General features: G+C 70.3%; 19 protein-coding genes and 1 pseudogene. 15 read left to right on the forward strand and 5 right to left on the reverse strand.

Annotated features, from left to right (window positions below; genetic code table 11):
• Positions 1–48: 48 nt before the first annotated feature.
• From FZN60_RS05375 to FZN60_RS05390, 4 genes are all read left to right on the forward strand, one after another.
• Positions 49–345, forward strand: a complete 297-nt coding sequence (locus FZN60_RS05375) for a hypothetical protein (RefSeq protein ID WP_158871831.1) — start codon at positions 49–51, stop codon at positions 343–345.
• 113 nt (positions 346–458) lie between these two features.
• On the forward strand, positions 459–947 hold the full coding sequence (locus FZN60_RS05380) for a GreA/GreB family elongation factor (RefSeq protein WP_158871833.1): 489 nt from the start codon (positions 459–461) through the stop codon (positions 945–947).
• A 101-nt stretch (positions 948–1,048) separates the two neighbouring features.
• Positions 1,049–2,026 (forward strand): aldo/keto reductase, encoded by a 978-nt coding sequence (locus FZN60_RS05385; protein WP_158871835.1) that lies wholly within the window; start codon positions 1,049–1,051, stop codon positions 2,024–2,026.
• A gap of 19 nt (positions 2,027–2,045) precedes the next feature.
• On the forward strand, positions 2,046–2,741 hold the full coding sequence (locus tag FZN60_RS05390; protein ID WP_158871837.1) for an SDR family NAD(P)-dependent oxidoreductase: 696 nt from the start codon (positions 2,046–2,048) through the stop codon (positions 2,739–2,741).
• Positions 2,742–2,757: 16 nt separating this feature from the next.
• Here FZN60_RS05390 and FZN60_RS05395 read toward each other — a convergent pair whose 3' ends face one another.
• A complete protein-coding gene (locus tag FZN60_RS05395) occupies positions 2,758–4,104 on the reverse strand; it encodes an MFS transporter (protein ID WP_158871839.1) in 1,347 nt (448 codons plus the stop codon).
• A 187-nt stretch (positions 4,105–4,291) separates the two neighbouring features.
• Here FZN60_RS05395 and cyoA point away from each other — a divergent pair, with 187 nt between their 5' ends.
• The 7 genes and pseudogenes from cyoA (at position 4,292) to FZN60_RS05430 (ending at position 11,365) form a co-directional block, all read left to right on the forward strand.
• Complete coding sequence (gene cyoA / locus FZN60_RS05400) at positions 4,292–5,545, forward strand: ubiquinol oxidase subunit II (protein ID WP_422570215.1); 1,254 nt, start codon at positions 4,292–4,294, stop codon at positions 5,543–5,545.
• 36 nt (positions 5,546–5,581) lie between these two features.
• Positions 5,582–7,588, forward strand: a complete 2,007-nt coding sequence (gene cyoB / locus FZN60_RS05405) for a cytochrome o ubiquinol oxidase subunit I (protein ID WP_158871841.1) — start codon at positions 5,582–5,584, stop codon at positions 7,586–7,588.
• Positions 7,589–7,593: 5 nt separating this feature from the next.
• Complete coding sequence (gene cyoC, locus FZN60_RS05410) at positions 7,594–8,229, forward strand: cytochrome o ubiquinol oxidase subunit III (protein ID WP_158871843.1); 636 nt, start codon at positions 7,594–7,596, stop codon at positions 8,227–8,229.
• Positions 8,226–8,567: pseudogene (gene cyoD / locus FZN60_RS05415) on the forward strand (cytochrome o ubiquinol oxidase subunit IV); the annotation flags it as partial. The gene cyoC and the pseudogene cyoD, both read left to right, overlap by 4 nt.
• 131 nt (positions 8,568–8,698) lie before the next feature.
• Positions 8,699–9,496, forward strand: coding sequence for an SURF1 family protein (locus FZN60_RS05420; RefSeq protein WP_199266488.1), 798 nt, complete (start codon positions 8,699–8,701; stop codon positions 9,494–9,496).
• Positions 9,493–10,842, forward strand: a complete 1,350-nt coding sequence (locus FZN60_RS05425) for an ATP-binding protein (RefSeq protein ID WP_246726606.1) — start codon at positions 9,493–9,495, stop codon at positions 10,840–10,842. Before FZN60_RS05420 ends, FZN60_RS05425 begins: the two co-directional genes overlap by 4 nt.
• Positions 10,832–11,365 (forward strand): response regulator transcription factor, encoded by a 534-nt coding sequence (locus tag FZN60_RS05430; RefSeq protein WP_158871847.1) that lies wholly within the window; start codon positions 10,832–10,834, stop codon positions 11,363–11,365. The genes FZN60_RS05425 and FZN60_RS05430 overlap by 11 nt, the downstream gene beginning before the upstream one ends.
• 17 nt (positions 11,366–11,382) lie before the next feature.
• Here the strand turns inward: FZN60_RS05430 and FZN60_RS05435 are convergent, their stop codons facing one another.
• Positions 11,383–12,378, reverse strand: a complete 996-nt coding sequence (locus tag FZN60_RS05435) for an SDR family oxidoreductase (protein ID WP_158871849.1) — start codon at positions 12,376–12,378, stop codon at positions 11,383–11,385.
• A gap of 172 nt (positions 12,379–12,550) precedes the next feature.
• Between FZN60_RS05435 and FZN60_RS05440 the strand changes: the two genes are divergently transcribed.
• The 4 genes from FZN60_RS05440 to FZN60_RS05455 all read left to right on the forward strand — a co-directional run bounded on the left by FZN60_RS05440 (position 12,551) and on the right by FZN60_RS05455 (position 19,225).
• A complete protein-coding gene (locus FZN60_RS05440; RefSeq protein ID WP_158871851.1) occupies positions 12,551–13,513 on the forward strand; it encodes a PfkB family carbohydrate kinase in 963 nt (320 codons plus the stop codon).
• Positions 13,514–13,630: 117 nt separating this feature from the next.
• The gene (locus tag FZN60_RS05445; protein ID WP_158871853.1) at positions 13,631–16,075 is read left to right on the forward strand and encodes a glycoside hydrolase family 65 protein; all 2,445 of its coding nucleotides are present in this window, start codon (positions 13,631–13,633) and stop codon (positions 16,073–16,075) included.
• Positions 16,076–16,167: 92 nt separating this feature from the next.
• Complete coding sequence (locus FZN60_RS05450) at positions 16,168–17,217, forward strand: L,D-transpeptidase family protein (RefSeq protein WP_422570214.1); 1,050 nt, start codon at positions 16,168–16,170, stop codon at positions 17,215–17,217.
• Positions 17,218–17,359: 142 nt separating this feature from the next.
• Complete coding sequence (locus FZN60_RS05455; protein WP_158871855.1) at positions 17,360–19,225, forward strand: DEAD/DEAH box helicase; 1,866 nt, start codon at positions 17,360–17,362, stop codon at positions 19,223–19,225.
• 485 nt (positions 19,226–19,710) lie between these two features.
• Here the strand turns inward: FZN60_RS05455 and FZN60_RS05460 are convergent, their stop codons facing one another.
• From FZN60_RS05460 to FZN60_RS05470, 3 genes are all read right to left on the reverse strand, one after another.
• Positions 19,711–19,923: a hypothetical protein gene (locus tag FZN60_RS05460; protein ID WP_158871857.1), complete on the reverse strand. Its 213-nt coding sequence runs from the start codon at positions 19,921–19,923 to the stop codon at positions 19,711–19,713.
• Between the two features lie 509 nt (positions 19,924–20,432).
• Positions 20,433–21,923, reverse strand: a complete 1,491-nt coding sequence (locus FZN60_RS05465; protein WP_158871859.1) for an NAD-dependent succinate-semialdehyde dehydrogenase — start codon at positions 21,921–21,923, stop codon at positions 20,433–20,435.
• Between the two features lie 149 nt (positions 21,924–22,072).
• The coding region (locus FZN60_RS05470) for a methyl-accepting chemotaxis protein (protein ID WP_246726607.1) at positions 22,073–22,668 on the reverse strand (596 nt) is incomplete at its 5' end.

Here is a 22,668-nt window from a genome sequence, read left to right on the forward strand (position 1 = left end):
TCCCCATCTCGCTCAAGCACCCTGCGTGTCTCATGCCAGGCCGGCGGGATGCTGCTTCCGGTATGCGCTGTGCTTCTGGGCGCCGTCCCGGCTCTCGCCGCCCTGCCGCCCGGCGCGCAGCGCGCCAAGGAGATCGCCGCCGTGGTTGAAGCCGCGGCCTTGCGGCTCGATCGGCCGATCGAGTCCGTCCGGCTGATCGAGCCCTTTCGCTACGACGTGCAGGCCGGTCCCTGCCACCTGGAGGTGCGCATCATCGCGCTGCCGCCGAAGCCGGAGAACGGCCCCGCCCCGCCCGGCCCCATGCCCTTCCGAGCGGTCGCCGGCGAGCCCGACTGCCGACCGTGACCGGTTATCGGTGAAGCGTGGCCGGGTGCGCCCATCGCGCCGCCGCCGGTTCGCACCCTATATCTTCCCCATGGCGCGGCGCGCCGGCAGCGGAATGCGGGAAGGAGAGGCCGATGAGCGTGGCCTTCGTAAAGGAGCCGAACGAGGATCAGGTGGAGGCGCTGCCCGAGCGCGACCTCGGCACCGAGCCGAACTTCGTGACGCCGCGCGGCCTTCGCCTTCTCGACCGGGAGATCGAGACCAACGAGGCGGCGCTCGATGACGCCCGCGCCAAGGGCGACAAGATCGCCATGGCGATGATCAACCGCGACCTGCGCTACTGGCGCGCGCGGCGCTCGACGGCCCAGGTGGTCGCGCCGCAGGCCGACAGCGACCTCGTGCAGTTCGGCCACGCGGTCGAGATCCGCCGCCCGAACGGGCGGACGCAGACCTTCCGGATCGTCGGCATCGACGAGGCCGATCCGCCGCAGGGACGGATCTCCTACCTGTCGCCGCTCGCCCGCCAGCTCGTCGGCAAGGAAGAGGGCGACACGGTGCGGGCCGGCCCGGACGACGCCGAGATCGTCGCGATCCGCCTCGACGAGGATGCGCCGATCCCCTGAGCGTGGACGCGCGTGGATGATGGTCGAAGGCGCTTCGAGGGAACGCGCGGGCTGCCTCGACGCTTCGGGGAGACCGCAGGCGGATTATCGAGGACTGATCCATGACCCACTTCGCCCCTCCCGGCCCGCTCGGTTTCGGCGGCGCGCCGCTCGGCAACATGTTCGAGGTCGTCGACGAGGCGACCGCGGAGGCCGCGCTCGTGGCCGCCTGGGACAGCGGCGTGCGCACCTTCGACACCGCGCCCCATTACGGCAGCGGCCTGTCCGAGCATCGATTCGGCGCGGTCCTGCGCCGCTATCCCCGCGAGGATTTCGTCCTGTCGACGAAGGTCGGGCGGCTGCTGCGCCCGGATCCGAGCCGCCCCGAGAACCCGCCCTTCAAGCACGGCCTGCCGTTTCGGGTCGAGGTCGACTACTCCTACGACGCGACGATGCGCTCGATCGAGGACAGCCGGCAGCGGCTCGGGCTCGCCGAGATCGACGTCGCCTTCGTCCACGACGTGGCGGCCGACCATCTCGGGGACGCCTGGACCGAGCAGTTCGAGATCGCCCGAAAAGGTGCCTTCCGCGCCCTCAGCGAATTGCGCGACCAGGGCGTCATCAAGGGCTGGGGCCTCGGCGTGAACCTCACGGAGCCTTGCGTGCGGGCGCTGGAGGAAGCCGATCCCGACGTCTTCCTGCTCGCCGGGCGCTACAGCCTCCTGAACCAGCCGGCGCTCGACAGGCTCTTCCCGATGTGCGCCGAGCGCGGCGTCCACGTCGTGGTCGGCGGCCCCTACAACAGCGGCCTTCTCGCCGGCGGACGGACCTTCGAGTACCAGGACGCGCCGCCCGAGATGGTGGAGAAGCGCGACCGAATCGCGGCGATCTGCGAGCGCCACGGCGCCGACATCCGCTCGGCGGCGCTGCAGTTCTGCGCCGCGCATCCCGTTGTCGCCGCGATCATCCCCGGCGCCAAGCGGCCGGAGAAGGTGCGCGAGAACGCCCGCCTGATGGCGCAGAGCGTGCCGGCCGCGGTCTGGGAGGAGCTGCGCCGCGAGGGCCTGATCCCGGAGAACGCGCCGGTCCCGACGTCCTGAGGCGGACGGGCCGCGCGCGATGCGATCTCTGCCGGAGGGATTCCGGGCCGTCGTGATCGGACGCTCGGGCGGCATCGGCTCGGCGGTCGCCGCCCGCCTCGAAGCCGATCCGCGCTGCGGCGAGGTCGTCGGCCTGTCGCGAGCGGAGGGCTTCGATCTTCTCGACGAGGCGTCGATCGAAGCGGCGGCGCGGCGGCTGGCGTCGACCGGCGGGCCGCTCGACCTCGTCTTCGACGCCACCGGCGCGCTGCAGATCGACGGCTACGGCCCGGAAAAGACCCTGCGCGCCCTCGGTCCGGCGGGAATGGCGATGCAGTTCGCGGTCAACGCCATCGGTCCGGCGCTGGTGCTCAAGCACTTCGCGCCGCTCCTGCCGCGTGAGCGGCGCGGCCTGTTCGCGACCCTGTCGGCGCGGGTCGGCTCGATCGGCGACAATCGGCTGGGCGGCTGGATCTCCTATCGCTCGGCGAAGGCGGCGCTGAACCAGATCGTGCGCACCGCCGCGATCGAGATCGCCCGCACGCATCCTCGGGCGGTCGTCGTCGCGCTGCATCCGGGCACGGTCGCCACGCGGCTCTCCGACCCCTTCGCCGGACAGCGCGACCGGCTGTCGCCGGACGCCGCCGCCGCGGCCCTCCTCGAAACGCTCGACGGCATGACGCCCGAGCGCACCGGCACCTTCCACGCCTATGACGGGTCTTCCATCGCGTGGTGAGCGCAGCCGCGTCGCCTCAGGAGGCGCCGCTGTCCCGCAGGCCGCGGCGCTTGTTGTAGGCGAGTGCGGCGAGCGTGCAGGCCGCGCCCGACAGGAGGTAGAGCGCGATCGCGCCGACGCCGAACAGCGACGTCAGGCCGAGGGCGACGAAGGGTGCGAAGCCCGCGCCGATCAGCCAGGCCAAGTCCGAGGTGAGCGCCGAGCCGGTGTAGCGGTTCTGCGAGGTGAAGTTCGACGCCGTCGCGCCCGCCGCCTGGCCGTGGGACAGGCCGAGGAGCGCGAAGCCGATGTAGACGAAGGCCGTCTGGCCCGCCGAGCCGCCGCCGAGGAGGAAGGGCGTCGCGAGCGCGAAGACGGCGATGGCGCCGGCGCAGATGCCGAGCACCTTCCGGCGGCCGATGCGGTCGGCGATCAGGCCCGACAGCGCCATGCAGACTAGGCAAAGGGCGGCCCCGCCGAGCTGCGTCAGCAGGAACTCGCCGATCGAGCGGTTGGAATAGATGTCGATGTAGGAGAGCGGGAAGATCGTCACGAGGTGGAACAGCGCGAAGCCCGCCAGCGGCACGAAGGCGCCGAGAAGGATCGCAGATCCCTGCTCGCGCAGGAGCTCCATCACTCGCACCGGCTTCAGGTCGCGGCTCTCGTAGAGCTGGATGAAGTCCTCCGTCGCGATGAGGCGCAGCCGCGCGAAGAGCGCCACGACGTTGATGGTGAAGGCGACGAAGAAGGGATAGCGCCAGCCCCAGCCGAGGAAGTCCTCCTGGGACAGGTTGAGGACGAAGAAGGCGAAGAGCGCGCTCGCCACGATGAAGCCGATCGGGCCGCCGAGCTGGGGCAGCATGGCGTACCAGCCGCGCTTCTTTTCCGGCACGTTCAGCGCCAGGAGCGAGGCGAGGCCGTCCCAGGCGCCGCCGAGCGCGAAGCCCTGCCCCGCGCGGAACAGGATCAGCGCCGCGATCGCCCAGTTGCCGATGGTGGCGTAGCCCGGCAGGAACGCGATCGCCGCCGTCGAGCCGCCGAGCAGGAAGAGCGCGATCGTCAGCTTGACGCCGCGCCCGTGCCGCCGGTCGACCTCCATGAACAGGATCGAGCCGATCGGGCGCACCACGAAGGCGAGGCCGAAGATCGCGAAGCAGTAGAGCGTCGCGGTCAGCTGGTCGAGAAAGGGGAAGATCAGGGCCGGGAAGACCAGGATCGAGGCGATGCCGTAGACGAAGAAGTCGAAGGCTTCCGAAGCGCGGCCGATGACGACGCCGATGGCGATCTCGGCCGGGCGCACGTGGCCGTCGGAGGAGACCTGCCGGGCGTCGGCCTCCAGCCCCCGAGACGTCGGCAAGCCCTGCGTTGTGGTTGTGGCGGCCATGCCCCCATCCTTCCTGCCTAAGGCGACGCTGCGCGCCCGGATCTCGTCGGAAAGCGCGCTTCCGCGTCTTCTTTCTAGCGAATAAGATGCGAGTCGTCTGCGCGTCAAAGGGGCGGGGGTTGGACAAAACGTCCAATCCCGCAGCGCAGCAGACAGCCGTAGATGGCAGGCAACGAATGGAGATCAGATGGCCGTGCTCCGCCGAACCCGCCTGCGCGCCCTTGCGATGCTGCCCCTGCTCGCCCTGATGGGCGGCTGTAATCTCGTGGTCATGAATCCGTCGGGCGACGTCGCCGCCCAGCAGAGCGACCTCATCGTCGTCTCGACGCTTCTGATGCTGATCATCATCGTGCCGGTGATCGCGGCGACGTTCTGGTTCGCCTATCGCTACCGCGCCTCCAACGCGCAGGCGAAGTACGATCCCGACTGGCACCACTCGACGGGCCTCGAAGTCCTGATCTGGACGGCGCCCCTGATGATCATCATCGCGCTCGGCGCCGTCACCTGGATCTCGACCCACCTCCTCGATCCCTACCGCCCGCTCGGCCGCATCGCTCCCGGCCAGCCGGTCACCCCTGAGACGCAGACGCTCAAGGTCGAGGTCGTCGCGCTCGATTGGAAGTGGATGTTCTTCTATCCGGACTACGGCATCGCCACGATCAACGAGCTCGCCGCGCCCGTCGACATGCCGATCGAGTTCAAGCTGACCTCGGCGGCCCAGATGACAGCCTTCTACGTGCCCGCGCTCGCCGGCATGATCTACACCATGCCCGGCATGGAAACGACGCTCCACGCCGTGATCAACGAGGACGGCGTCTATGACGGCCTCGCATCGCACTACAACGGCCCCGGCTTCTCGCGCATGCGCTTCAAGTTCCACGGCCTCGACCAGGCCGGGTTCGACGGCTGGGTGCAGAAGGTGAAGGCGCAGGGCGAGCCGCTGACCCGCGAAAGCTACCTTGAGGTCGAGAAGCCGAGCGAGGGCAATCCGCCGCGCTACTTCAACCTCGTCGAGCCCGGCCTCTACCAGGCCATCCTCGGCATGTGCGTCGAGCCCGGCAAGATGTGCATGCAGGAGATGATGGCGATCGACGCGCAGGGCGGCGTCGCCGAGAACCACGAGGCGAACCGCGAGCGGCTCGTCCACGACCGCACCGGCAGCCACGAGGGCTTCGGCTACGGCTCGAACTACGGCGGCGGCGGTCACGGCGGCTCGGAAGCCCCGGGCGCCACGACGCCGGCGTCCGGCCGCGAGTCGCGCTCGGAAGAACAGCCGGAGGGCATGACGCCCGACGAGAACGGCCCGGCGCCCGCGCCCGGCGAGAACATCCAGGACGGCCATGCCGGCCACGGCGCCGAGGGCACGGCGCCGGGTGCCCCCGGCGCTCCGCCGCCTGCCGAGAGCGGCTCGGCCGCTCCCGCGCAGCTCAATCAACAGTAAGCCCGACGCGACACCGATCGAAGAACAGGTCCTCCCATGTTCGGAAACACCGATCTCCAGCAGCTCGTCTTCGGGCGCCTGACGCTCGACGCGATCCCGCTTCACGATCCGATCCTGCTCGTGACCTTTGTCGTGGTCGCGCTCGGGGGCGGCGCGCTTCTCGCCGCCATCACCTACTTCCGGCTCTGGGGCTATCTCTGGACCGAATGGTTCACGAGCGTCGATCACAAGAAGATCGGCATCATGTACATCGTCCTGGCGCTGATCATGCTGATGCGCGGCTTCGCCGACGCGCTGATGATGCGCGCCCAGCAGGCCATGGCCTTCGGCGCCAACGAGGGGTACCTCCCCCCGCACCACTACGACCAGATCTTCACCGCCCACGGCGTGATCATGATCTTCTTCGTGGCGATGCCCTTCGTCACGGGCCTCATGAACTTCGTCGTGCCGCTGCAGATCGGCGCGCGCGACGTGTCCTTCCCCTTCCTGAACAACTTCTCGTTCTGGATGACGGCGGCCGGCGCGGTCATGGTGATGATGTCGCTCTTCGTCGGCGAGTTCGCGCGCACCGGCTGGCTCGCCTTCCCGCCGCTCTCCGGGCCGGCCTACAGTCCCGGCGTCGGCGTCGACTATTACATCTGGGCCTTGCAGATCGCGGGCGTCGGCACGCTGCTATCGGGCATCAACCTCGTCGTGACCATCGTGAAGATGCGCGCGCCGGGCATGTCGATGATGAAGATGCCGGTCTTCACCTGGACCTCGCTCTGCACCAACGTCCTCATCGTCGCCGCCTTCCCGGTGCTGACGGCCGTTCTCACGCTGCTGATGCTCGACCGCTACGTCGGTACGAACTTCTTCTCGAACGATCTCGGCGGCAACCCGATGATGTACGTCAACCTCATCTGGATCTGGGGCCATCCGGAGGTCTACATCCTGATCCTGCCGGCCTTCGGCGTGTTCTCGGAAGTTGTCTCGACCTTCTCGGGCAAGCGCCTCTTCGGCTACGCCTCGATGGTCTACGCGACCGTCGTCATCACGATCCTCTCCTACCTCGTCTGGCTCCACCACTTCTTCACCATGGGCTCGGGCGCCAGCGTCAACTCGTTCTTCGGCATCACGACGATGATCATCTCGATCCCGACGGGCGCCAAGATCTTCAACTGGCTGTTCACCATGTACCGGGGCCGCGTGCGCTTCGAGGTGCCGATGCTCTGGACGGTGGGCTTCATGTTCACCTTCACCATCGGCGGCATGACCGGCGTTCTCCTCGCCGTGCCTCCGGCCGACTTCGTCCTTCACAACTCGCTGTTCCTCGTCGCCCACTTCCACAACGTCATCATCGGCGGCGTCCTGTTCGGCATGTTCGCCGGCACGGTCTACTGGTTCCCGAAGGCCTTCGGCTTCAAGCTCGACCCGTTCTGGGGCAAGGTCTCCTTCTGGTTCTGGCTCACCGGCTTCTGGTTCGCCTTCGCGCCGCTCTACGTCCTCGGCCTGATGGGCGTGACGCGCCGCGTCCAGCACTTCGAGGACCCCTCGCTGCAGATCTGGTTCGTCATCGCCGCCTTCGGCGCGGTGCTGGTGCTGTGCGGTATCCTCGCCTTCCTCGCCTCGATCGTCGTCGCCTTCATGAAGCGCGAGGAGCTCAAGGACGTGACGGGAGACCCCTGGAACGGGCGCACCCTGGAATGGGCGACGGCCTCGCCGCCGCCGGCCTACAACTTCGCCTTCTCGCCGATCGTCCATGACAACGATGCGTTCTCCGACATGAAGAAGCGCGGCTACAAGCGCCCGCTGGAAGGCTTCCGGGCGATCCACATGCCGAAGAACACCGGCGCGGGCGTCATCCTGGCCGCCCTGAGCGTCATCTGCGGCTTCGCCATGATCTGGTACATCTGGTGGCTGGCGGCGCTCTCCTTCGTCGCGATCATCGGCTACACGATCGCCCACAGCTTCAACTACGACCGCGACTTCCACATCCCGGTCGAGGACGTGGTGGCCGAGGAAGACCGGCGCACCCGCGCCCTCATGGCGACGGGAGCCTGACCGACATGGCGAACGCTTCGCACGCCGCCCTGGCGGGAACCGAAGAGGAGCCGCGCTTCTACGTCGCGGAAGAAGAAGGGCATGCCGAGGGCGGCACGCTCCTCGGCTTCTGGATCTACCTGATGAGCGACTGCCTCATCTTCGCGGTCCTCTTCGCCTGCTACGGCGTCTACGGCCGGTCCTTCGCGGCCGGCCCGACACCGGCCGACCTCTTCGACCTGCGCCTCATCGCCTTCGCGACGGCGATGCTGCTCTTCTCCTCCATCACCTACGGCTTCGCCATGCTGGAGATGGAGCGCAAGCGGAAGGGCGCGACGCTCCTGTGGCTCGCCGTGACCGGCCTCTTCGGCCTCGCCTTCCTCGGGGTGGAGCTCTACGAGTTCAACCACCTGATCCACGAGGGCGCCGGCCCGCAGCGCTCGGCCTTCCTGTCGTCCTTCTTCGCCCTCGTCGGCACGCACGGCCTCCACGTCACCTTCGGCGTGATCTGGCTGGTGGTGCTGATGATCCAGGTCGCCCAGCGCGGCCTCGTCGCCGACAACCGGCGCCGCCTGATGTGCCTGTCGATGTTCTGGCACTTCCTCGACGTGATCTGGATCGGCGTCTTCTCCTACGTCTACCTTCTGGGGGTGCTGCAATGAGCGGCGAGGTCCACGTCCTTCACGACGAGCACGAGGCCGGCCACGGCACCTTCAAGGGCTACGTCACCGGCTTCGTCCTGTCGGTCGTCCTCACCGCCATCCCCTTCTGGCTGGTGATGGGCGACGTGCTCGACGATCCGCGCGTCACCGCCTTCTTCGTCATGGCCCTGGCGGTGGTGCAGATCGTCGTCCACATGATCTACTTCCTGCACATGAACACGCAGTCAGAGGGCGGCTGGAACATGCTCGCCCTGATCTTCACCCTCGTCCTGGTGGTGATCACGATCGCGGGCTCGCTCTGGGTGATGTACCACCTCAACACCAACATGATGCTCATGCACGGACACGAGCCGGGCGCCCTTTCGGCGCCGGCCGACCCGAGCGGCATGGGCTCGGGCCAGAACGCGGCGCCGGCACCGGCGGGCGGACACGGCGCGGGCCACGCCGGTCACGGCATGAGCGACATGCCGTGACGCACGCGGGCGGCGCCGAGCCGCCCCGCACCCGCTCCCATCCCCGGCGCCGCGGATTGCGGGCGGCGCTTGGGATCGCTCTCCTCGGAGTCTTCGTCTCCCTCCTCGCGCTCGGCACCTGGCAGGTTCAGCGCCTCGGCTGGAAGACCGACCTCATCGCCCGCGTCGACGCGCGCCTCGCCGCCGAGCCGGTGGAGGCGCCCGGCCCGGCCGAGTGGGCGGCGATCACGCGCGAGGCCGACGAGTACCGGCGCGTCGCGCTTTCCGGCAGCTTCCTCCACGACCGCGAGACCCTGGTTCAGGCGCTGACCGAGCGCGGCGCCGGCTTCTGGGTCCTGACGCCGCTGCGCCGACCCGACGGCACGCTCGTCCTCGTCAACCGCGGCTACGTGCCGGCCGACCGGCGCGATCCGGCGAGCCGCGCGCAGGGCCAGATCGCCGGCGAGGCGACCGTGTCCGGTCTCCTGCGCCTGTCCGAACCGGGCGGCGGCTTCCTGCGCTCCAACGATCCCGCGGGCGATCGCTGGTTCTCCCGCGACATCTCCGCCATCGCGGCCGCGAAGCTGCCCGGCGAGCGCGTCGCGCCCTATTTCGTGGATGCCGACGCCGCTCCCAATCCCGGCGGGCTGCCGGTCGGCGGGCTCACCGTGGTCTCCTTCCGCAACCATCATCTCGTCTACGCCCTCACCTGGTACGGCTTGGCCCTGCTGCTGGCAGGCGCCATGGTCTGGATCCTGCGCGAGAAGCGCCGCCGCGCCGGCCGGCCGGACGCGGCACCGGAGAGCGAAGGGTGAGCGCCGGCATCGACGCCGGCGCCGCGGCGCTGGCTCATCCGGCCGCGCCGACCGTGCGCTCGCCGGCGCCCGTCGACCAGGCCGGGCGCAAGAACCTCCTTCTCCTGATCCAGCTGCGCTGGCTCGCCGTGGCGGGCCAGGTCGTCAGCATCCTCGTCGTCGCCTTCGGCTTCGGCGCGACGCTGCCGCTGGCGCCGATGGCGGCGGTGATCGGGGCGCTCGTCGTTCTCAACCTCCTCAGCGTCCTGCGCCTGCGCCGGCGCATCCGCGTCTTCAACGCCGAACTCTTCGCCTCGCTCGCCCTCGACGTCGCGGCGCTGACCGCGCAGCTCTATCTCAGCGGCGGCACCGAGAACCCCTTCGCGCCGCTCTACCTCCTCCAGGTGACGCTGGGCGCCGTGCTCCTCGAGGCCTGGTCGCTCGGGCTCCTCGTCGGGCTCGCGATCCTCTGCTTCGCCGCGCTGACGGCGTTCCACCTGCCGCTGCCGCTCCTCGATGCGGAAGGGCCGTGGGGCGTCAGCCCGCAGATGTTCGGCATGCTCCTGTGCTTCGTCATCAACTCGGTGCTGCTCGTCGTCTTCGTGACGCGGATCAACCGCAACGCCCGCGAGCGCGACGAGCGCCTCGCGCTGCTGCGCCAGCGTGCGGCAGAGGAAGAGCACATCGTGCGCATGGGCCTCCTCGCCTCCGGCGCCGCGCATGAGCTCGGCACGCCGCTCTCGACGCTCTCGATCATCCTCGGCGACTGGCAGCGCATGCCGCAGCTCTCCGCCGATCCCGAGATCGCCTCCGACCTCGCCTCGATGCGGGCCGAGGTCGCGCGCTGCAAGTCGATCGTCACCGGCGTCCTGATGGCGGCCGGCGAGACGCGCGGCGAGTCCGCCGCCGAGACCACGATGTTCGCCTTCCTCGACGGCCTCGCCGCCGACTGGCGCGCCGCCCACCCGCAAGGTCGGCTCACTTACGAGAACCGCTTCGACGAGGACCTGCCGGTCGTGTCCGAATCGACGCTGCGCCAGGGCGTCTTCAACGTCCTCGACAACGCCTTCGAAGTGTCGCCCCAGGCCATCGCCCTCACGGCCTCGCGCGATCGGGACATGCTCGTCCTGGCCGTGGAGGACGAGGGGCCGGGCTTTCCGCCGGAGATCCTGGCGGGCGCAGGCCAGCCCTACCGCTCGACGAAGAACAGCCCGGCGCGCGGCCTCGGCCTGTTTCTCGTGTTCAACGTCGTGCGCACGCTCGGCGGCACCGTCACGGTCCGGAACCGTGCGGGCACGGGCGCGCGCATCGAGATGCGCCTGCCGCTGACGGCCCTGGTGATCGAGGAGGACGGCGATGGCGCCTGACAAGACCCTTGTCGTCGTGGACGACGACCCCGTCTTCGCGGCGTCCCTGAAGCGCTCCTTCGAGCGGCGCGGCTATCGCGTCGAGACCGCGCCGACGCCGGCCGACATCGACGCCCTCCTCGCCCGCACGACGCCCGGCTACGCGGTGGTCGACCTGAAGCTCGCCAACGCCTCCGGCCTCGACTGCGTGCGCCGCCTCCACGCGCACGACCCGTCCATGCTGATCGTGGTGCTGACGGGCTTCGCCAGCATCGCCACGGCCGTGGAGGCGATCAAGCTCGGCGCCTGCCACTACCTCGCCAAGCCCTCCAACACCGACGACATCGAGGCCGCCTTCTCCAAGGCGGAGGGCGATGCCGGCGTGCCCATCGTCGGGCGCCCGACCTCGATCAAGACGCTGGAATGGGAGCACATCCACGAGGTTCTGGCGGAAACGAACTTCAACATCTCGGAGGCCGCCCGGCGCCTCGGCATGCACCGCCGCACGCTCGCGAGGAAGCTCGAGAAGCAGCAGATCAAGTAGCCGCCGCGAACCGCGGCTCAGCGCCAGCGGTCGTCCAGGCGGCGGCGCCGGGTGCCTCGGCCCGATCGGCCGAGAAGGAGCGCGAGCCCGCCGAGCGCCGCGACGCCCGCGATCGCGGCGAGGCCCGCCGCCTGCCGGCGCTGGTCGGGTCGGCGGAAGCCGCCGTCGATCGCTCCGTCGTCCGCAGGAGGCGCGAAGAGATTCCCGTCCGTCGGCCCGGTCCGGACGGCGCGGCGGAAGTAGCTGCCGAGAAAGGCGTTCATGGCGGTGGCGCCGAGGTTCGGCGCGAGCACCTGGGCGAGCGACATCAGCCCGGCCGGGGCGCCGACCGCGGTGGTCGGACGGGGCCGATCGGCGAGCCGCACCACGGCGCGGGCGACGGTGCGCGGGTCGAGGACGCCGGGCGGAACGGAAGTTTCCCCGCCCGTGTAGTTGCCGGCATGGCGGATGGCGGGCGTGTCGACAAAGGTCGGGTAGACGTCGCAGACGTGGATGCCGGGATAGGCCGAGAGCTCTCCGCGCAGTGCCTGCGACATGCCGCGCAGGCCGAATTTCGAGGCGGTGTAGGCCACCGCCCAGGGCGCCGGCAGGAAGCCGCCGACCGAGATCATGTTGATGAAGATCCCGCGGCGCTGCTGGATGAAGATCGACAGCACGGCATGGGCGTCGTTGAGATGGCCGACGAGGTTGCTCTCGATGACGCGTCGATGCGCCTCGATCGGCACCTCGTGGAACCTGCCGACCACGCCGACGCCGACATTGCTGAACCAGACGTCGATCCCGCCCATCCAGTCCCGAGCCGCGCGGGCGAGCGCGGCGACCGCGTCTGCGTCGGCGACGTCGACGGGCACCGTCAGCACCTCGGCGCCCCGCGCCCAGCAGCGCTCGGCCACCACGTCGAGCGCCTCCTTGCCGCGCGCGGCGAGGACGAGCTGCGCGCCTGCGGCCGCGAAGGCTTCGGCCGTCGCGGCGCCGATGCCGCTCGATGCTCCGGTGATGACGACGCGCTTCATGGTGGATCCGTCCCGCTGCCTGTTGCCGTTCCCGAACAGCGCGGGGCACGGGCGGAAGGTTCAGGCAAAGCGTAGGCGGGCGCGCACTTCGCCGCCTCGCCTCCGCCGTTGGCCTTCCCGCGCGGCGATCCTAGCTCCCCGGCCGACCCCCTCCGAAAGGCATCCGCAGACCATGGCCCGGCCGCTCCTCATCGCCTTCGGCAGCATCAATGCCGACTTCCAGGTCCGCACCGGCGAAGCCGTCGAGCCGGGCCGCACCATGCTCGCGGACGGCTTCAGCCGGCTGGGCGGCGGCAAGGCGGCGAACCGCGCCTTTCTCGCCCACCGCCTCGGGCACGGGGCTCGCCTCATCGGGCAGGTCGGCCGCGACGACCTCGCGGCGCAGGCGCTGGCGCCGCTGGAAGCCGTGGGCCTCGATCTCGGCCACGTCATGCGCCGCGACGGCGTCTCGACGGCGGTTTCGATGATCATGGTGCCGCCCGACGGCAAGAAGACGATCGTGCTCGCCGCCAACGCCAATGACGACTGGAGCGACGACAACGCCGAAGCGGCCTTCCGCGCCATCGCCGAGGCGCCGACGGGCTCGATCCTGTCGATCGACTGCGAGGTGCCGGTCAACCTCGTGCGCCGCGCCCTGCGCGCCGCGGCGGATTCGGGCCTGCGATCGATCCTCGATCCCTCCCCGGCCGACCGGGTCGACGACGCTCTGCTGGAGGGGCTCCTGTCGGTCACGCCCAATCCGAAGGAAGCCGGCGGCATTCTCGATCGACGCGTCGAGAGCGAGGAAGATGCCGTCGAGGCGGCGATCGCGCTGCGCGACAAAGGCGTGAAGAGCCCCTGCGTGAAGATGGAGGATGGCGGCTGCGTCGTTGTCCATAGGAACGAGATCAGCCGCATCGCGCCGCTGAAGACCGAGCCGGTCGACACGACGGGCGCGGGCGATGCCTTCGCGGGCGGCCTGTGCGCCGCGCTTCTCGACGGGCGTCCGATGAGCGAAGCCGCCGCCTTCGCCGTCGCCTCCTCCTCGCTCGCGGTTCGCGGCTGGGGCTCGCAGGAAGCCTATGCCGACCGCGCGGCGATCGAGGCGGCGCTGCCGGACGTCCTGGCCGGCATGCGCCGCGTCCGGCGCCTGTGAGGCGCGGCATCCGACGAGAATGTGAACCCGGCGCCACCCCTCCGGCCGACTTCCTCGGGAACATCGTTGTCCGACTGCGCTTCACGATGGGATGCCAGCCTGCGCAGACGGTGCCACGTGGATTTGACGATACCCAAGCCTGCCGAGATCGCGTCCGGCGAGAGCTTCGCCATCCTGTTCGACCATTACGACCAGGAGGACGAGCGGCGGCGGGAATCGCTCCTGTCGCTCGGCAACGGCGTCCTCCACTGCCGCGCCTCGGCGCCGGAGGAGCCGGCCGGGTCCTGTCATTATCCCGGCCTCTACCGGGCCGGCTGCTACGCGCGGCTGACGGGCCGGGTCGAGAGCGAGGACGTCTCTACCGACTCCCTCGCCAACCTGCCGAGCTGGCTGTCGCTCGCCGTCCGCTTCGACGGCGAGAGCGAGACCTTGAGCTTCGACCGGGTCGAGATCCTGCGCTATCGCCAGCGCCTCGACTTTCGCGAAGCGGTTCTGACGCGCGACGTCGAGTTCCGCGACGCGCAAGGGCGCCGGACCCTGTTTCGCGAGGAGCGCTTCCTGTCCATGGCCGCACCGCATCTCGGGGCGCTGCGCACGCGGCTGACGCCGCTCGACTGGTCCGGCACGGTCGAGATCCGCTCCGGCATCGACGCTGCCGTGTCGAACGCTTTGGCGGTCGAGGAGGGCGGCTACCGCCCCGAAGCCCTGGCCGAAACCCACCTCGAAGCGGCGCCGAATGCGTCCGGGCTCCTCGCCCGGACCCGAACGCTCGGCACCGACGTCGCGATTGCCGTCGCGGCGCGCACGCGGCTGTCCGTTGAGGGCCGTCCCTCGATCGAGGCGGGCGCGGCCTCGATCGCGCAGGTCTGGCGCCTGCCGCTCGAAGCGGGCGAGACGCTGACGGTCGAGAAGGTCGGCGCGGTGCGCACCGCCCGCGACCACGCGATCGGCGAGCCGGCCGAGGCCGCGCTCGCCGACCTCGACAGGGCCGAAACCTACGAGGCCCTGCGCGACGAGCACGGCCGCGTCGTCGACCAGCTCTGGACGCGCTGCCGGATCGAGGCGGAGAACGAGAACCTCGCCCGGGCGCTCGGCCTTCACGCCTTCCACCTTCTGCAGACAGCCTCGCCGCACGCGCCGGCCTCGGATGCCGGCCTGCCGTCGCGCGGCTGGCAGGAGGCCTATCACGGCCAGATCTTCTGGGACGAAACGCTCTCCCTGCCCTTTCTCAGCCTGCATCTGCCGGAGGTGGTGCGATCTGCCCTCCTCTACCGGCATCGCCGGCTGGACGCCGCGCGGGCGCGCGCCCGCTCCTTCGGCCTCGACGGGGCTCTTTATCCCTGGCGCAGCGGCACGAGCGGCGAGGAAGAAACGCCCGAGTTCCAAGAGAACCCCAGGACCGGCGCCTGGAAGCGCGACGAGACGCACCGGCAGTTCCACGTGTCGGCGGCGATCGCGCACAATGTCTGGCAGTACTTCCTCGCCACCCGCGACGTCGACTTCATGGCCGGCTACGGCGCCGAGATGATGATCGAGGTCGCGCGCATGTGGGCCTCGCTGGCCAAGCCCCATCCGGACCGCCCCGGCCGCCTGACGATCCGCGGCGTCGTCGGCCCGAACGAGTTCCATACGCGCCGCCCCGGAGCGACCGAGCCGGGCCTGAGCGACAACACCTATACCAACGTCATGGCCGCCTGGACGCTCCTGCGGGCTGGCGCGGTGCTCGAGCGTCTCCCGACCTGTTATCGCCGAGCGGTCGAGGCGCGGCTCGCCTTGCGCGCGGACGAGCCGGAGCGCTGGGCGGACGTGGCCGGCCGTCTCCACCTCCCGCTCGACGCGGACGGGCTCTTCCTGCCGCACGACGATTTCGACGCGCTGGAGCCCTTCGACCTTCCGGCCTACGAGCGGGAGCATCCCGGCGAGCGCATCGACTGGTCGCTGGAAGCCGAAGGCGGCAGCGCGGAAGCCGCGCAGGTCCTCAAGCAGGCCGAGTTCGCGATGCTGGCCTACCTCCTCGACCCCGCCGAGCTGCGGGCCCTCCTCGCGCGCCTCGGCGCGCCATCCGACCGCGACACGATCCGGCGCACGATCGAAACGGACCTCGCCCGGACGTCCCACGATTCCAGCCTGTCGGACCTCGTCTACGCCGGGGCGCTGGCGCGCCTTTCGCCGGAGCATGGCTGGACGATCTTCCGCGACGCCGTCCATCCGGACGAGAAGTCCGGCCATTCCGGCACGGAAAAGGGCGTCCATCTCGGCGCCATGGCGGCGACGCTCGACATCGTCCAGCGCATCCATCTCGGCATCCGCCCGTCGGAGGACGCGCTGCTCGTGGATCCCGCCCCGCCGCCGCAGATCGGACGGCTCGGCCTCCACCTTCTCTTCCGCTCGCAGTCGGTGAGGGTCGAGTTGGCGGACGGCGTCATCCGCATCAGCGCCGATCCGGCCAACCACGAGACGGTGCCGCTGCGCCTTCTCGGCGCCTCGCACAGCCTGGCTCCCGGCGCGGAGGTGACGGCGGAGCTGACCAGTGACGCCGATCCCGCAGACCCTGAAGCGTGAGCGTCGGCGCGACGTTTTAGCGTGCCACCGGGTTGCGATGGAGCCGGCAAGCCGGCCGCGCGTTGCTCCGTCCGATCTCCTTGGGAAGGTTGATGATGAAACCCCTCTCGCTCCTGTCGGCCGCAGCGATCCTGGCTTTCGCGACGGGTGCCGCGCCGGCCGCACCGCCCGTACCGGACCTGTTGGAAGGCGCGATCAACGCCGCCACCTTCGCCGATTGGCAGCAGCGGCAGGCGACCGCCGAAGCCGCCGAACCGCAGGAGGGGGACGCCGGGGAGCCGGAGGCGAAGATTCCGCCCGATCCCTTCCTGATCCGGCTCCAGATCCTGCTCGACCGCGCCCACGCCTCGCCCGGCGTCATCGACGGCCGGGAAGGCGGCAACACCGACAAGGCGGTCCGCGCCTTCGAGGAGATGCGGGACCTGTCCAGCGACGGCGAGCTGAACGAAGAGCTCTGGCAGGCGATCTCGGCCGACGCCGCGCCGGTCGTGAAGCCCTATCGCCTCACCAAGGAGGACGTCGAGGGCCGCTACGTGCCCGACCTGCCGAGCGACTACGGCGCGCTGGCGAAGTTCGACTGGCTCGGCTATCGCGGCCCCGCCGAGATGCTGGCCGAGCGCTTCCACATGGACGAAGACCTCCTGCGCGAGCTCAATCCCGGCGCCGACTTCAACGCGGAAGGCGCGACGATCCTCGTCGCCGATCCCGGTCCCGAGCCGACGGCCAAGGTCGAGCGCATCGTCGTCGACAAGTCCAAGGGCGAACTCATCGCCTATGGCGAGGACGACCGCATCGTCCTGGTGGATCCCGCCACCATCGGCTCCGACGACACGCCCTCGCCGAGCGGCACGATGAAGGTCAAGGGCAGCGCGCACGAGCCGACCTATGAATACGATCCGGAGAAGAACTTCCGCCAGGGCAAGAACGACGAGGAGCTGACCCTTCCGCCCGGCCCGAACGGGCCCGTCGGCACGGTGTGGATCGACCTGTCGAAGCCGACCTACGGCATCCACGGCACGCCCGAGCCCTCGCAGATCGACAAGACCGCGAGCCATGGCTGCGTGCGCCTGACCAACTGGGACGCGGAAGCTCTGTCCCGCCTCGTCAAGCCGGCCGAAACGGTGGTCGAGTTCAAGGGTTGAGCCTGACGCCGGCCGGCTATGCGTTAGCCGAATTGGCCCGCCGATTGCATCCGCGCGCCCGGCAGCCTATGTCGGCGCGTGTGCCCGCGCGATGCGGGCGGAAGGATTGCGATCGCATTCCTGTTGCGAGGGAGTGCCCGCCATGCCGTTTCGTCCGACCCATCCCGCCCTTGAGCGTGCGCTGGCCGCCCGCGGCTATACCGATCCGACGCCGGTCCAGGACGCCGTCCTGGAACCCGAAGCGGACGGCCGCGACCTCCTGGTCTCGGCCCAGACCGGCTCGGGCAAGACCATCGCCTACGGTCTCGCGCTCGCCAGCACGATCCTCGGCGATGCCGAGCGCCTCAGCCCCGGCGGCGAGCCCCTGGCGCTCGTCGTCGCGCCGACGCGCGAGCTGGCCCTCCAGGTGCGGCGGGAGCTCGAATGGCTCTATGCCGAGACGGGCGCCAGCATCGTCACCTGCGTCGGCGGCATGGATCCGCGCGCCGAGCAACGCCGCCTGAACGCGGGCGCGCACATCGTCGTCGGCACGCCGGGTCGCCTGCGCGACCATCTGGAGCGCGGCCACCTCGTGATCGGCGCCCTCAAGGCCGTCGTCCTCGACGAGGCGGACGAGATGCTCGACCTCGGCTTTCGGGAGGACATCGAGTTCATCCTGGAAGCGACGCCGGCCGAGCGCCGCACCCTCCTCTTCTCCGCGACGCTGCCGAGCGCCATCGCGACTCTGACCAAGCGCTACCAGCGCCAGGCGCTGCGCATCGAGACCGCCGCCTCGTCCAGCGGGCATGCCGACATCGAGTACCGCGCCGTGCGCATCGCGCCCAACGAGGTCGAGCACGCGGTGGTCAACCTCCTGCGCTTCACCGAGGCGCCGAGCGCGATCGTCTTCCTGAACACGCGCGAGGCGGTGCGGCACCTGCATTCCGGCCTGCTCGAGCGCGGCTTCTCCGCCGTCGCCCTGTCGGGCGAGCTCGGCCAGAACGAGCGCAACGCCGCCATGCAGTCGCTGCGCGACGGCCGGGCGCGGGTCTGCGTGGCGACCGACGTCGCAGCGCGCGGCATCGACCTGCCGAGCCTCGGCCTCGTGATCCACGCCGAGCTGCCGAACGACCCGGAAACGCTGCAGCACCGCAGCGGCCGAACGGGCCGCGCCGGGCGCAAGGGCGTCTCCGTCCTGCTGGTTCCGATCTCGCGCCGGCGCAAGGCCGAGCGGCTCCTGGCCGAGGCGGGCATCACCGCCGCCTGGGGCGGCGCGCCGACGGCCGATGCGGTGCGCGAGCGCGACGAGGAGCGCCTCCTCTCCGACCCGCAGCTCTTCGCCGAGCCCGGCGAGGAGGAAGCCGCCATCGCCGCGCGGCTCCTGGAGAAGCGCCGGCCGGAAGAGCTGGCCGCCGCCCTCGCCCGCCTCTGGCAGGATCGCCATCCGGCCCCCGAGGACGTCTACGACCCCGGCTTCGGCCGCGATCCGAAGGCCGGGCGGGAAACCTTCGAGCGGCCGAACAAGCGCGACCGTGAGATCGGCGGTGCCGGCCGGGGGCCGACGGGTGCGACCGTCTGGTTCCACATGGACGTCGGGCGGCGCAACAATGCCGATCCGCGCTGGCTCCTGCCGCTGCTCTGCCGCCGGGGCAAGGTGACGCGCCAGGAGATCGGCGCGATCCGCATCTTCGATCGCGAGACCAAGTTCGAGATCGCCGAGGCGGCGGCCGACCGATTCGCCAGCGCCGCGGAGACGAGCGAGGGCGACGACATCACGATCAGCCGCGTCGACGCCGCGGCCCGTCCGGCCGGAGGCAAGGGAGGCCGTTCCAAGAGCGGCCCCGCGGGCGAGGCCGGATCCGGCGCCCGGCCGTTCAAGGGCCGCAAGCCCTTCGACGGCGAGCGTGCGGACCGCGGCCCGGGCGCCAAGGCCAAGCCGTTCCGCCGGGACGAGCGGCCGGCGTCGGGCGGCGAGGACAAGCGCGCGGCAACCGGCAAGCCGCGTCGCCCGAAGCGCCCCAAGCCCTGAGGCGCGCCGGCAGCGCCCACCCGGTGCTGCGGACGGCCCGCGATGTTACACATGCCTCGGGATCGCGGCCTGTCGAGCCAGCGAACGTTGCGCCGCAGCGCGCCAGCAAGCCCGAGCAGGTCGATCGTGACGATCAACCTCGCCACGATCCTCGCTTCAGGCGCATGAGCGGCTACCGGACGGGCGCAGCGCCCTGTCCCTGTATCAAGGCGAAGAAGGGCCCGGCAGTGCCGGGCCCTTTCGTTGAGGACGCAGTGCCGCGGCCGGGACCGCGCAGCACGGCCCAGGTCCAGACACAACAAAGCCGCCAAGAGTTTCCTCCGGCGGCTCCGCGTGCCCTTCTCGAGGGCGAGTGCGGCTCCCCGATCCCGTCGCCAGTACATCCGTGGTCGAGGCGATGGGAAGCCGTGTTGCGCGACAGCCCGATCGTGACCGGGCGCGCTGCACTCAAGGTAGATGGGTAGACCTCACGCCTTGTGCAAGGCTTACGAAAGCGTTTTTCCGGCGCTGCGGATGCCCGGCTGGCCGGGCGAGCGCTCTTCCGGATCCGGCTCGATCGGCGGGATGTCGGTGCCCGGTTCGCGGATGTCGTCGCCACCGACGTGATCGTCATCCGGATCGTCCAAGGGCGGCACCACGTCCGGCGGCGGCACGGGCGGGTTTGCGGGATCGATGATGGCCGGATCGATGTTCGACATGGGTTCGGCTCCTTCGTTCCTGGTCGGCTGCCTCAGGGCAGACCGGGATCCAGGAAGGTGCAAGGCGCAGGAGACGTTCCCGTCAAGCGCGCGGCGATCCCGCCTTTTTCACGGGACCTTGCCCGTGCCTGTCCAAGTCACGCTCGAAGCCATCCGCTACGAACAAGGCAGCCATGCGGGCGGGCGCCTACCGAAGGACACGGTAGCGGGCTATTGGTTTCGCGTCGACGCAGAGCCGGCGACGCGAGATTCCAAGTTTCGCAGGAACCATCCTCCTCCCAAGGGTTTCCTGCGGATCGCCCGCGACATCCTCCTCCCAGTCGCAGGGCATTGATACGACGCCCGCCGGTCCTCCCCCGGCGGGCGTCGTTCGTTCGGGCGTCCGTTCGATCCTTCGGTCCCGGCTCGCACTGCCACCGGCGCACCGGGCTTCGCGCGTCCCGGCCGGATCACTCCGGCGGGGACTGCGGATCCGAGATGATGGACGCCTGGAGCGCTCCCGCCGGCCCTCAGAGGCCGGCAAGGGCGACGTATTTCAGCTCGATGTAGCCCTCGATGCCGTGGTGCGACCCCTCGCGCCCGAGGCCGGACTGCTTGACGCCGCCGAACGGAGCCGCCTCGTTGGCGAGTGCGGCCGTGTTGACGCCCACGATGCCGCTCTCCAGCGCTTCCGCCACCTTGAACACCCGCCTCATGTCGCGCGCGTAGAAGTAGGCGGCAAGGCCGAACTCGGACTCGTTCGCCATGGCGATCACCTCGTCCTCGGTGTCGAAGGCGATGATCGGGGCGAGCGGCGCGAAGGTTTCCTCGCGCGTCACGAGCATGCCCTGGCGCACGCCCGTCACCACCGTCGGCTCGAAGAACGTGCCGCCGAGCTCGGAGCGCTTGCCGCCCGAGACGATCGTCGCGCCCTTCTCCACCGCGTCGGCGAGGTGCGCCTCCATCTTGGCGACGGCCCTCTCGTCGATCAGCGGGCCCATGGTCACGCCCTCCTCGGTGCCCCGGCCGAGCCGGAGCTTGGCGGCGCGCTCCAGGAGCTTCTGCGTGAAGGCCTCCACCACGCCCTTCTGAACGTAGATGCGATTGGCGCAGACGCAGGTCTGGCCGGAGTTGCGGAACTTCGAGGCGAGCGCCCCGTCGGCCGCCGCGTCGAGATCGGCATCGTCGAAGACGATGAAGGGCGCGTTGCCGCCGAGTTCGAGGCTGAGCTTCTTGATCGTGTCGGCGCCCTCGCGCATCAGCCAGCGCCCGACGGCGGTGGAGCCGGTGAAGGTGATCTTGGCGACGAGCGGGTTCTTGGTGACCTCCGTCCCGAAGCCCTTGGCATCGGTGGTGGTGACGACGGAGAACGCCCCGCTCGGCACGCCCGCGCGCTCGGCGAGGACGGCCAGCGCCAGCGCCGAGAGCGGCGTGAGCTCGGAGGGCTTCAGCACCATGGTGCAGCCGGCGGCAAGCGCCGGCCCCACTTTGCGGGTGATCATGCCGTTGGGAAAGTTCCAGGGCGTGATCGCCGCGCAGACGCCGACCGGCTGCTTGAGGACCAGGATGCGCTGGGAAGCGCTCGGGCTGGGGATGATCTCGCCGTCGAGGCGCTTGGCCTCCTCCGCGAACCATTCGAGATAGGCGGCGTTGGACAGGATCTCGGTGCGCGCCTCGGCCAGCGGCTTGCCCTGCTCCGCCGTGAGGATGAGGGCGAGGTCCTCGACGTTCTCGACGACGAGGTCGAACCAGCGCTTCAGCACCTTGGCGCGAGCCTTTGCCGGCTCCTTCGCCCAGAGCTTCTGCGCCTTCGCCGCCGCCTCGACGGCGCGCCGGGCATCCTCCGGGGTCAGATCCGGCAGGCTGGCCAGCACAGCCCCGTCGACCGGATCGCGGACGGTGAAGCTCTTGGCACCCCCGCCTACCCATTCGCCAGCGACCAGCGCACGATTCTCGAGAAGCGACGGGTCCTTGAGGGACAGGCGGGCAGCGGCGGCTTCGTCGCGGGCAAGTGCAGACATGGTCGGCGTCCTGGAGGTTTGCGGTCGGATGTTCGTCCGCAAGATAGGGCCGCCCGTCGTTCGTCGCAAAGCCGTTTGATCCGTCGACAAGGAAACGGGCGGGCCGAAGCGACCCGCCCGTTCCACATGCGATGGTGGAGAGAGCCCTATCAGCCGCTCATGCGCTCGAAGCCGGCATCGTCGTTGCCGCTGCCGCTGTCGAGGTCGAGCGCCACGCCGCGGGCGGGCGCCGCCGGGCGGCGTGCCGGCTGGAAGCCGCTCGCCCGCGCCTGAAGCGCGCGAACGTCCTGGCGAGCCGGAGCGGCAGAGGAAGCCGGGGCCGGCGCAGCGGCACGCGGCGTCTGCGGCCGGGTCGCGGCAGCCATCGGCGCCTGCGCGTCGAGCTTGAAGAAGCCGGCGCGCTCGTTGAGGGCCTCGGCCTCGGCCGAGAGCTCGCCCGCCGTCGCCGTCATCTCGTTGGCCGCGCCTGCGTTGGCTTGCGTCACCTGGTCGAGCTGCTGGATGGCCTGGTTGATCTGCTCGATGCCGATCGACTGCTCGCGGCAGGCCGCCGAGATCTCGCCCACCAGCTCGGCCGTGCGGCGGATGTCGGGAACGAGCCGCTGCAGCATCTCGCCCGCTTCCTCCGACACCTGCAGCGTCGACACCGACAGCTCGCCGATCTCGGCCGCCGCCTGTTGGCTGCGCTCGGCGAGCTTGCGCACTTCCGAAGCGACCACCGCGAAGCCCTTGCCGTGGGAACCGG

Origin of the sequence: Antarcticirhabdus aurantiaca (assembly GCF_009765365.1) — a bacterium.
Classification (GTDB): domain Bacteria; phylum Pseudomonadota; class Alphaproteobacteria; order Rhizobiales; family Rhizobiaceae; genus Antarcticirhabdus; species Antarcticirhabdus aurantiaca.

What these genes read in the sequence shown, in the direction of transcription:
- FZN60_RS05435 (WP_158871849.1), bottom strand. Translation starts at nt 12,378, where the DNA reads ATGAAGCGCGTCGTCATCACCGGAGCATCGAGCGGCATCGGCGCCGCG.
- FZN60_RS05390 (WP_158871837.1), top strand. Translation starts at nt 2,046, where the DNA reads ATGCGATCTCTGCCGGAGGGATTCCGGGCCGTCGTGATCGGACGCTCG.
- cyoA (WP_422570215.1), top strand. Translation starts at nt 4,292, where the DNA reads ATGGCCGTGCTCCGCCGAACCCGCCTGCGCGCCCTTGCGATGCTGCCC.
- FZN60_RS05450 (WP_422570214.1), top strand. Translation starts at nt 16,168, where the DNA reads ATGATGAAACCCCTCTCGCTCCTGTCGGCCGCAGCGATCCTGGCTTTC.
- FZN60_RS05380 (WP_158871833.1), top strand. Translation starts at nt 459, where the DNA reads ATGAGCGTGGCCTTCGTAAAGGAGCCGAACGAGGATCAGGTGGAGGCG.
- FZN60_RS05385 (WP_158871835.1), top strand. Translation starts at nt 1,049, where the DNA reads ATGACCCACTTCGCCCCTCCCGGCCCGCTCGGTTTCGGCGGCGCGCCG.
- FZN60_RS05430 (WP_158871847.1), top strand. Translation starts at nt 10,832, where the DNA reads ATGGCGCCTGACAAGACCCTTGTCGTCGTGGACGACGACCCCGTCTTC.
- FZN60_RS05375 (WP_158871831.1), top strand. Translation starts at nt 49, where the DNA reads ATGCTGCTTCCGGTATGCGCTGTGCTTCTGGGCGCCGTCCCGGCTCTC.
- cyoB (WP_158871841.1), top strand. Translation starts at nt 5,582, where the DNA reads ATGTTCGGAAACACCGATCTCCAGCAGCTCGTCTTCGGGCGCCTGACG.
- cyoC (WP_158871843.1), top strand. Translation starts at nt 7,594, where the DNA reads ATGGCGAACGCTTCGCACGCCGCCCTGGCGGGAACCGAAGAGGAGCCG.
- FZN60_RS05460 (WP_158871857.1), bottom strand. Translation starts at nt 19,923, where the DNA reads ATGTCGAACATCGATCCGGCCATCATCGATCCCGCAAACCCGCCCGTG.
- FZN60_RS05395 (WP_158871839.1), bottom strand. Translation starts at nt 4,104, where the DNA reads ATGGCCGCCACAACCACAACGCAGGGCTTGCCGACGTCTCGGGGGCTG.
- FZN60_RS05465 (WP_158871859.1), bottom strand. Translation starts at nt 21,923, where the DNA reads ATGTCTGCACTTGCCCGCGACGAAGCCGCCGCTGCCCGCCTGTCCCTC.
- FZN60_RS05440 (WP_158871851.1), top strand. Translation starts at nt 12,551, where the DNA reads ATGGCCCGGCCGCTCCTCATCGCCTTCGGCAGCATCAATGCCGACTTC.
- FZN60_RS05455 (WP_158871855.1), top strand. Translation starts at nt 17,360, where the DNA reads ATGCCGTTTCGTCCGACCCATCCCGCCCTTGAGCGTGCGCTGGCCGCC.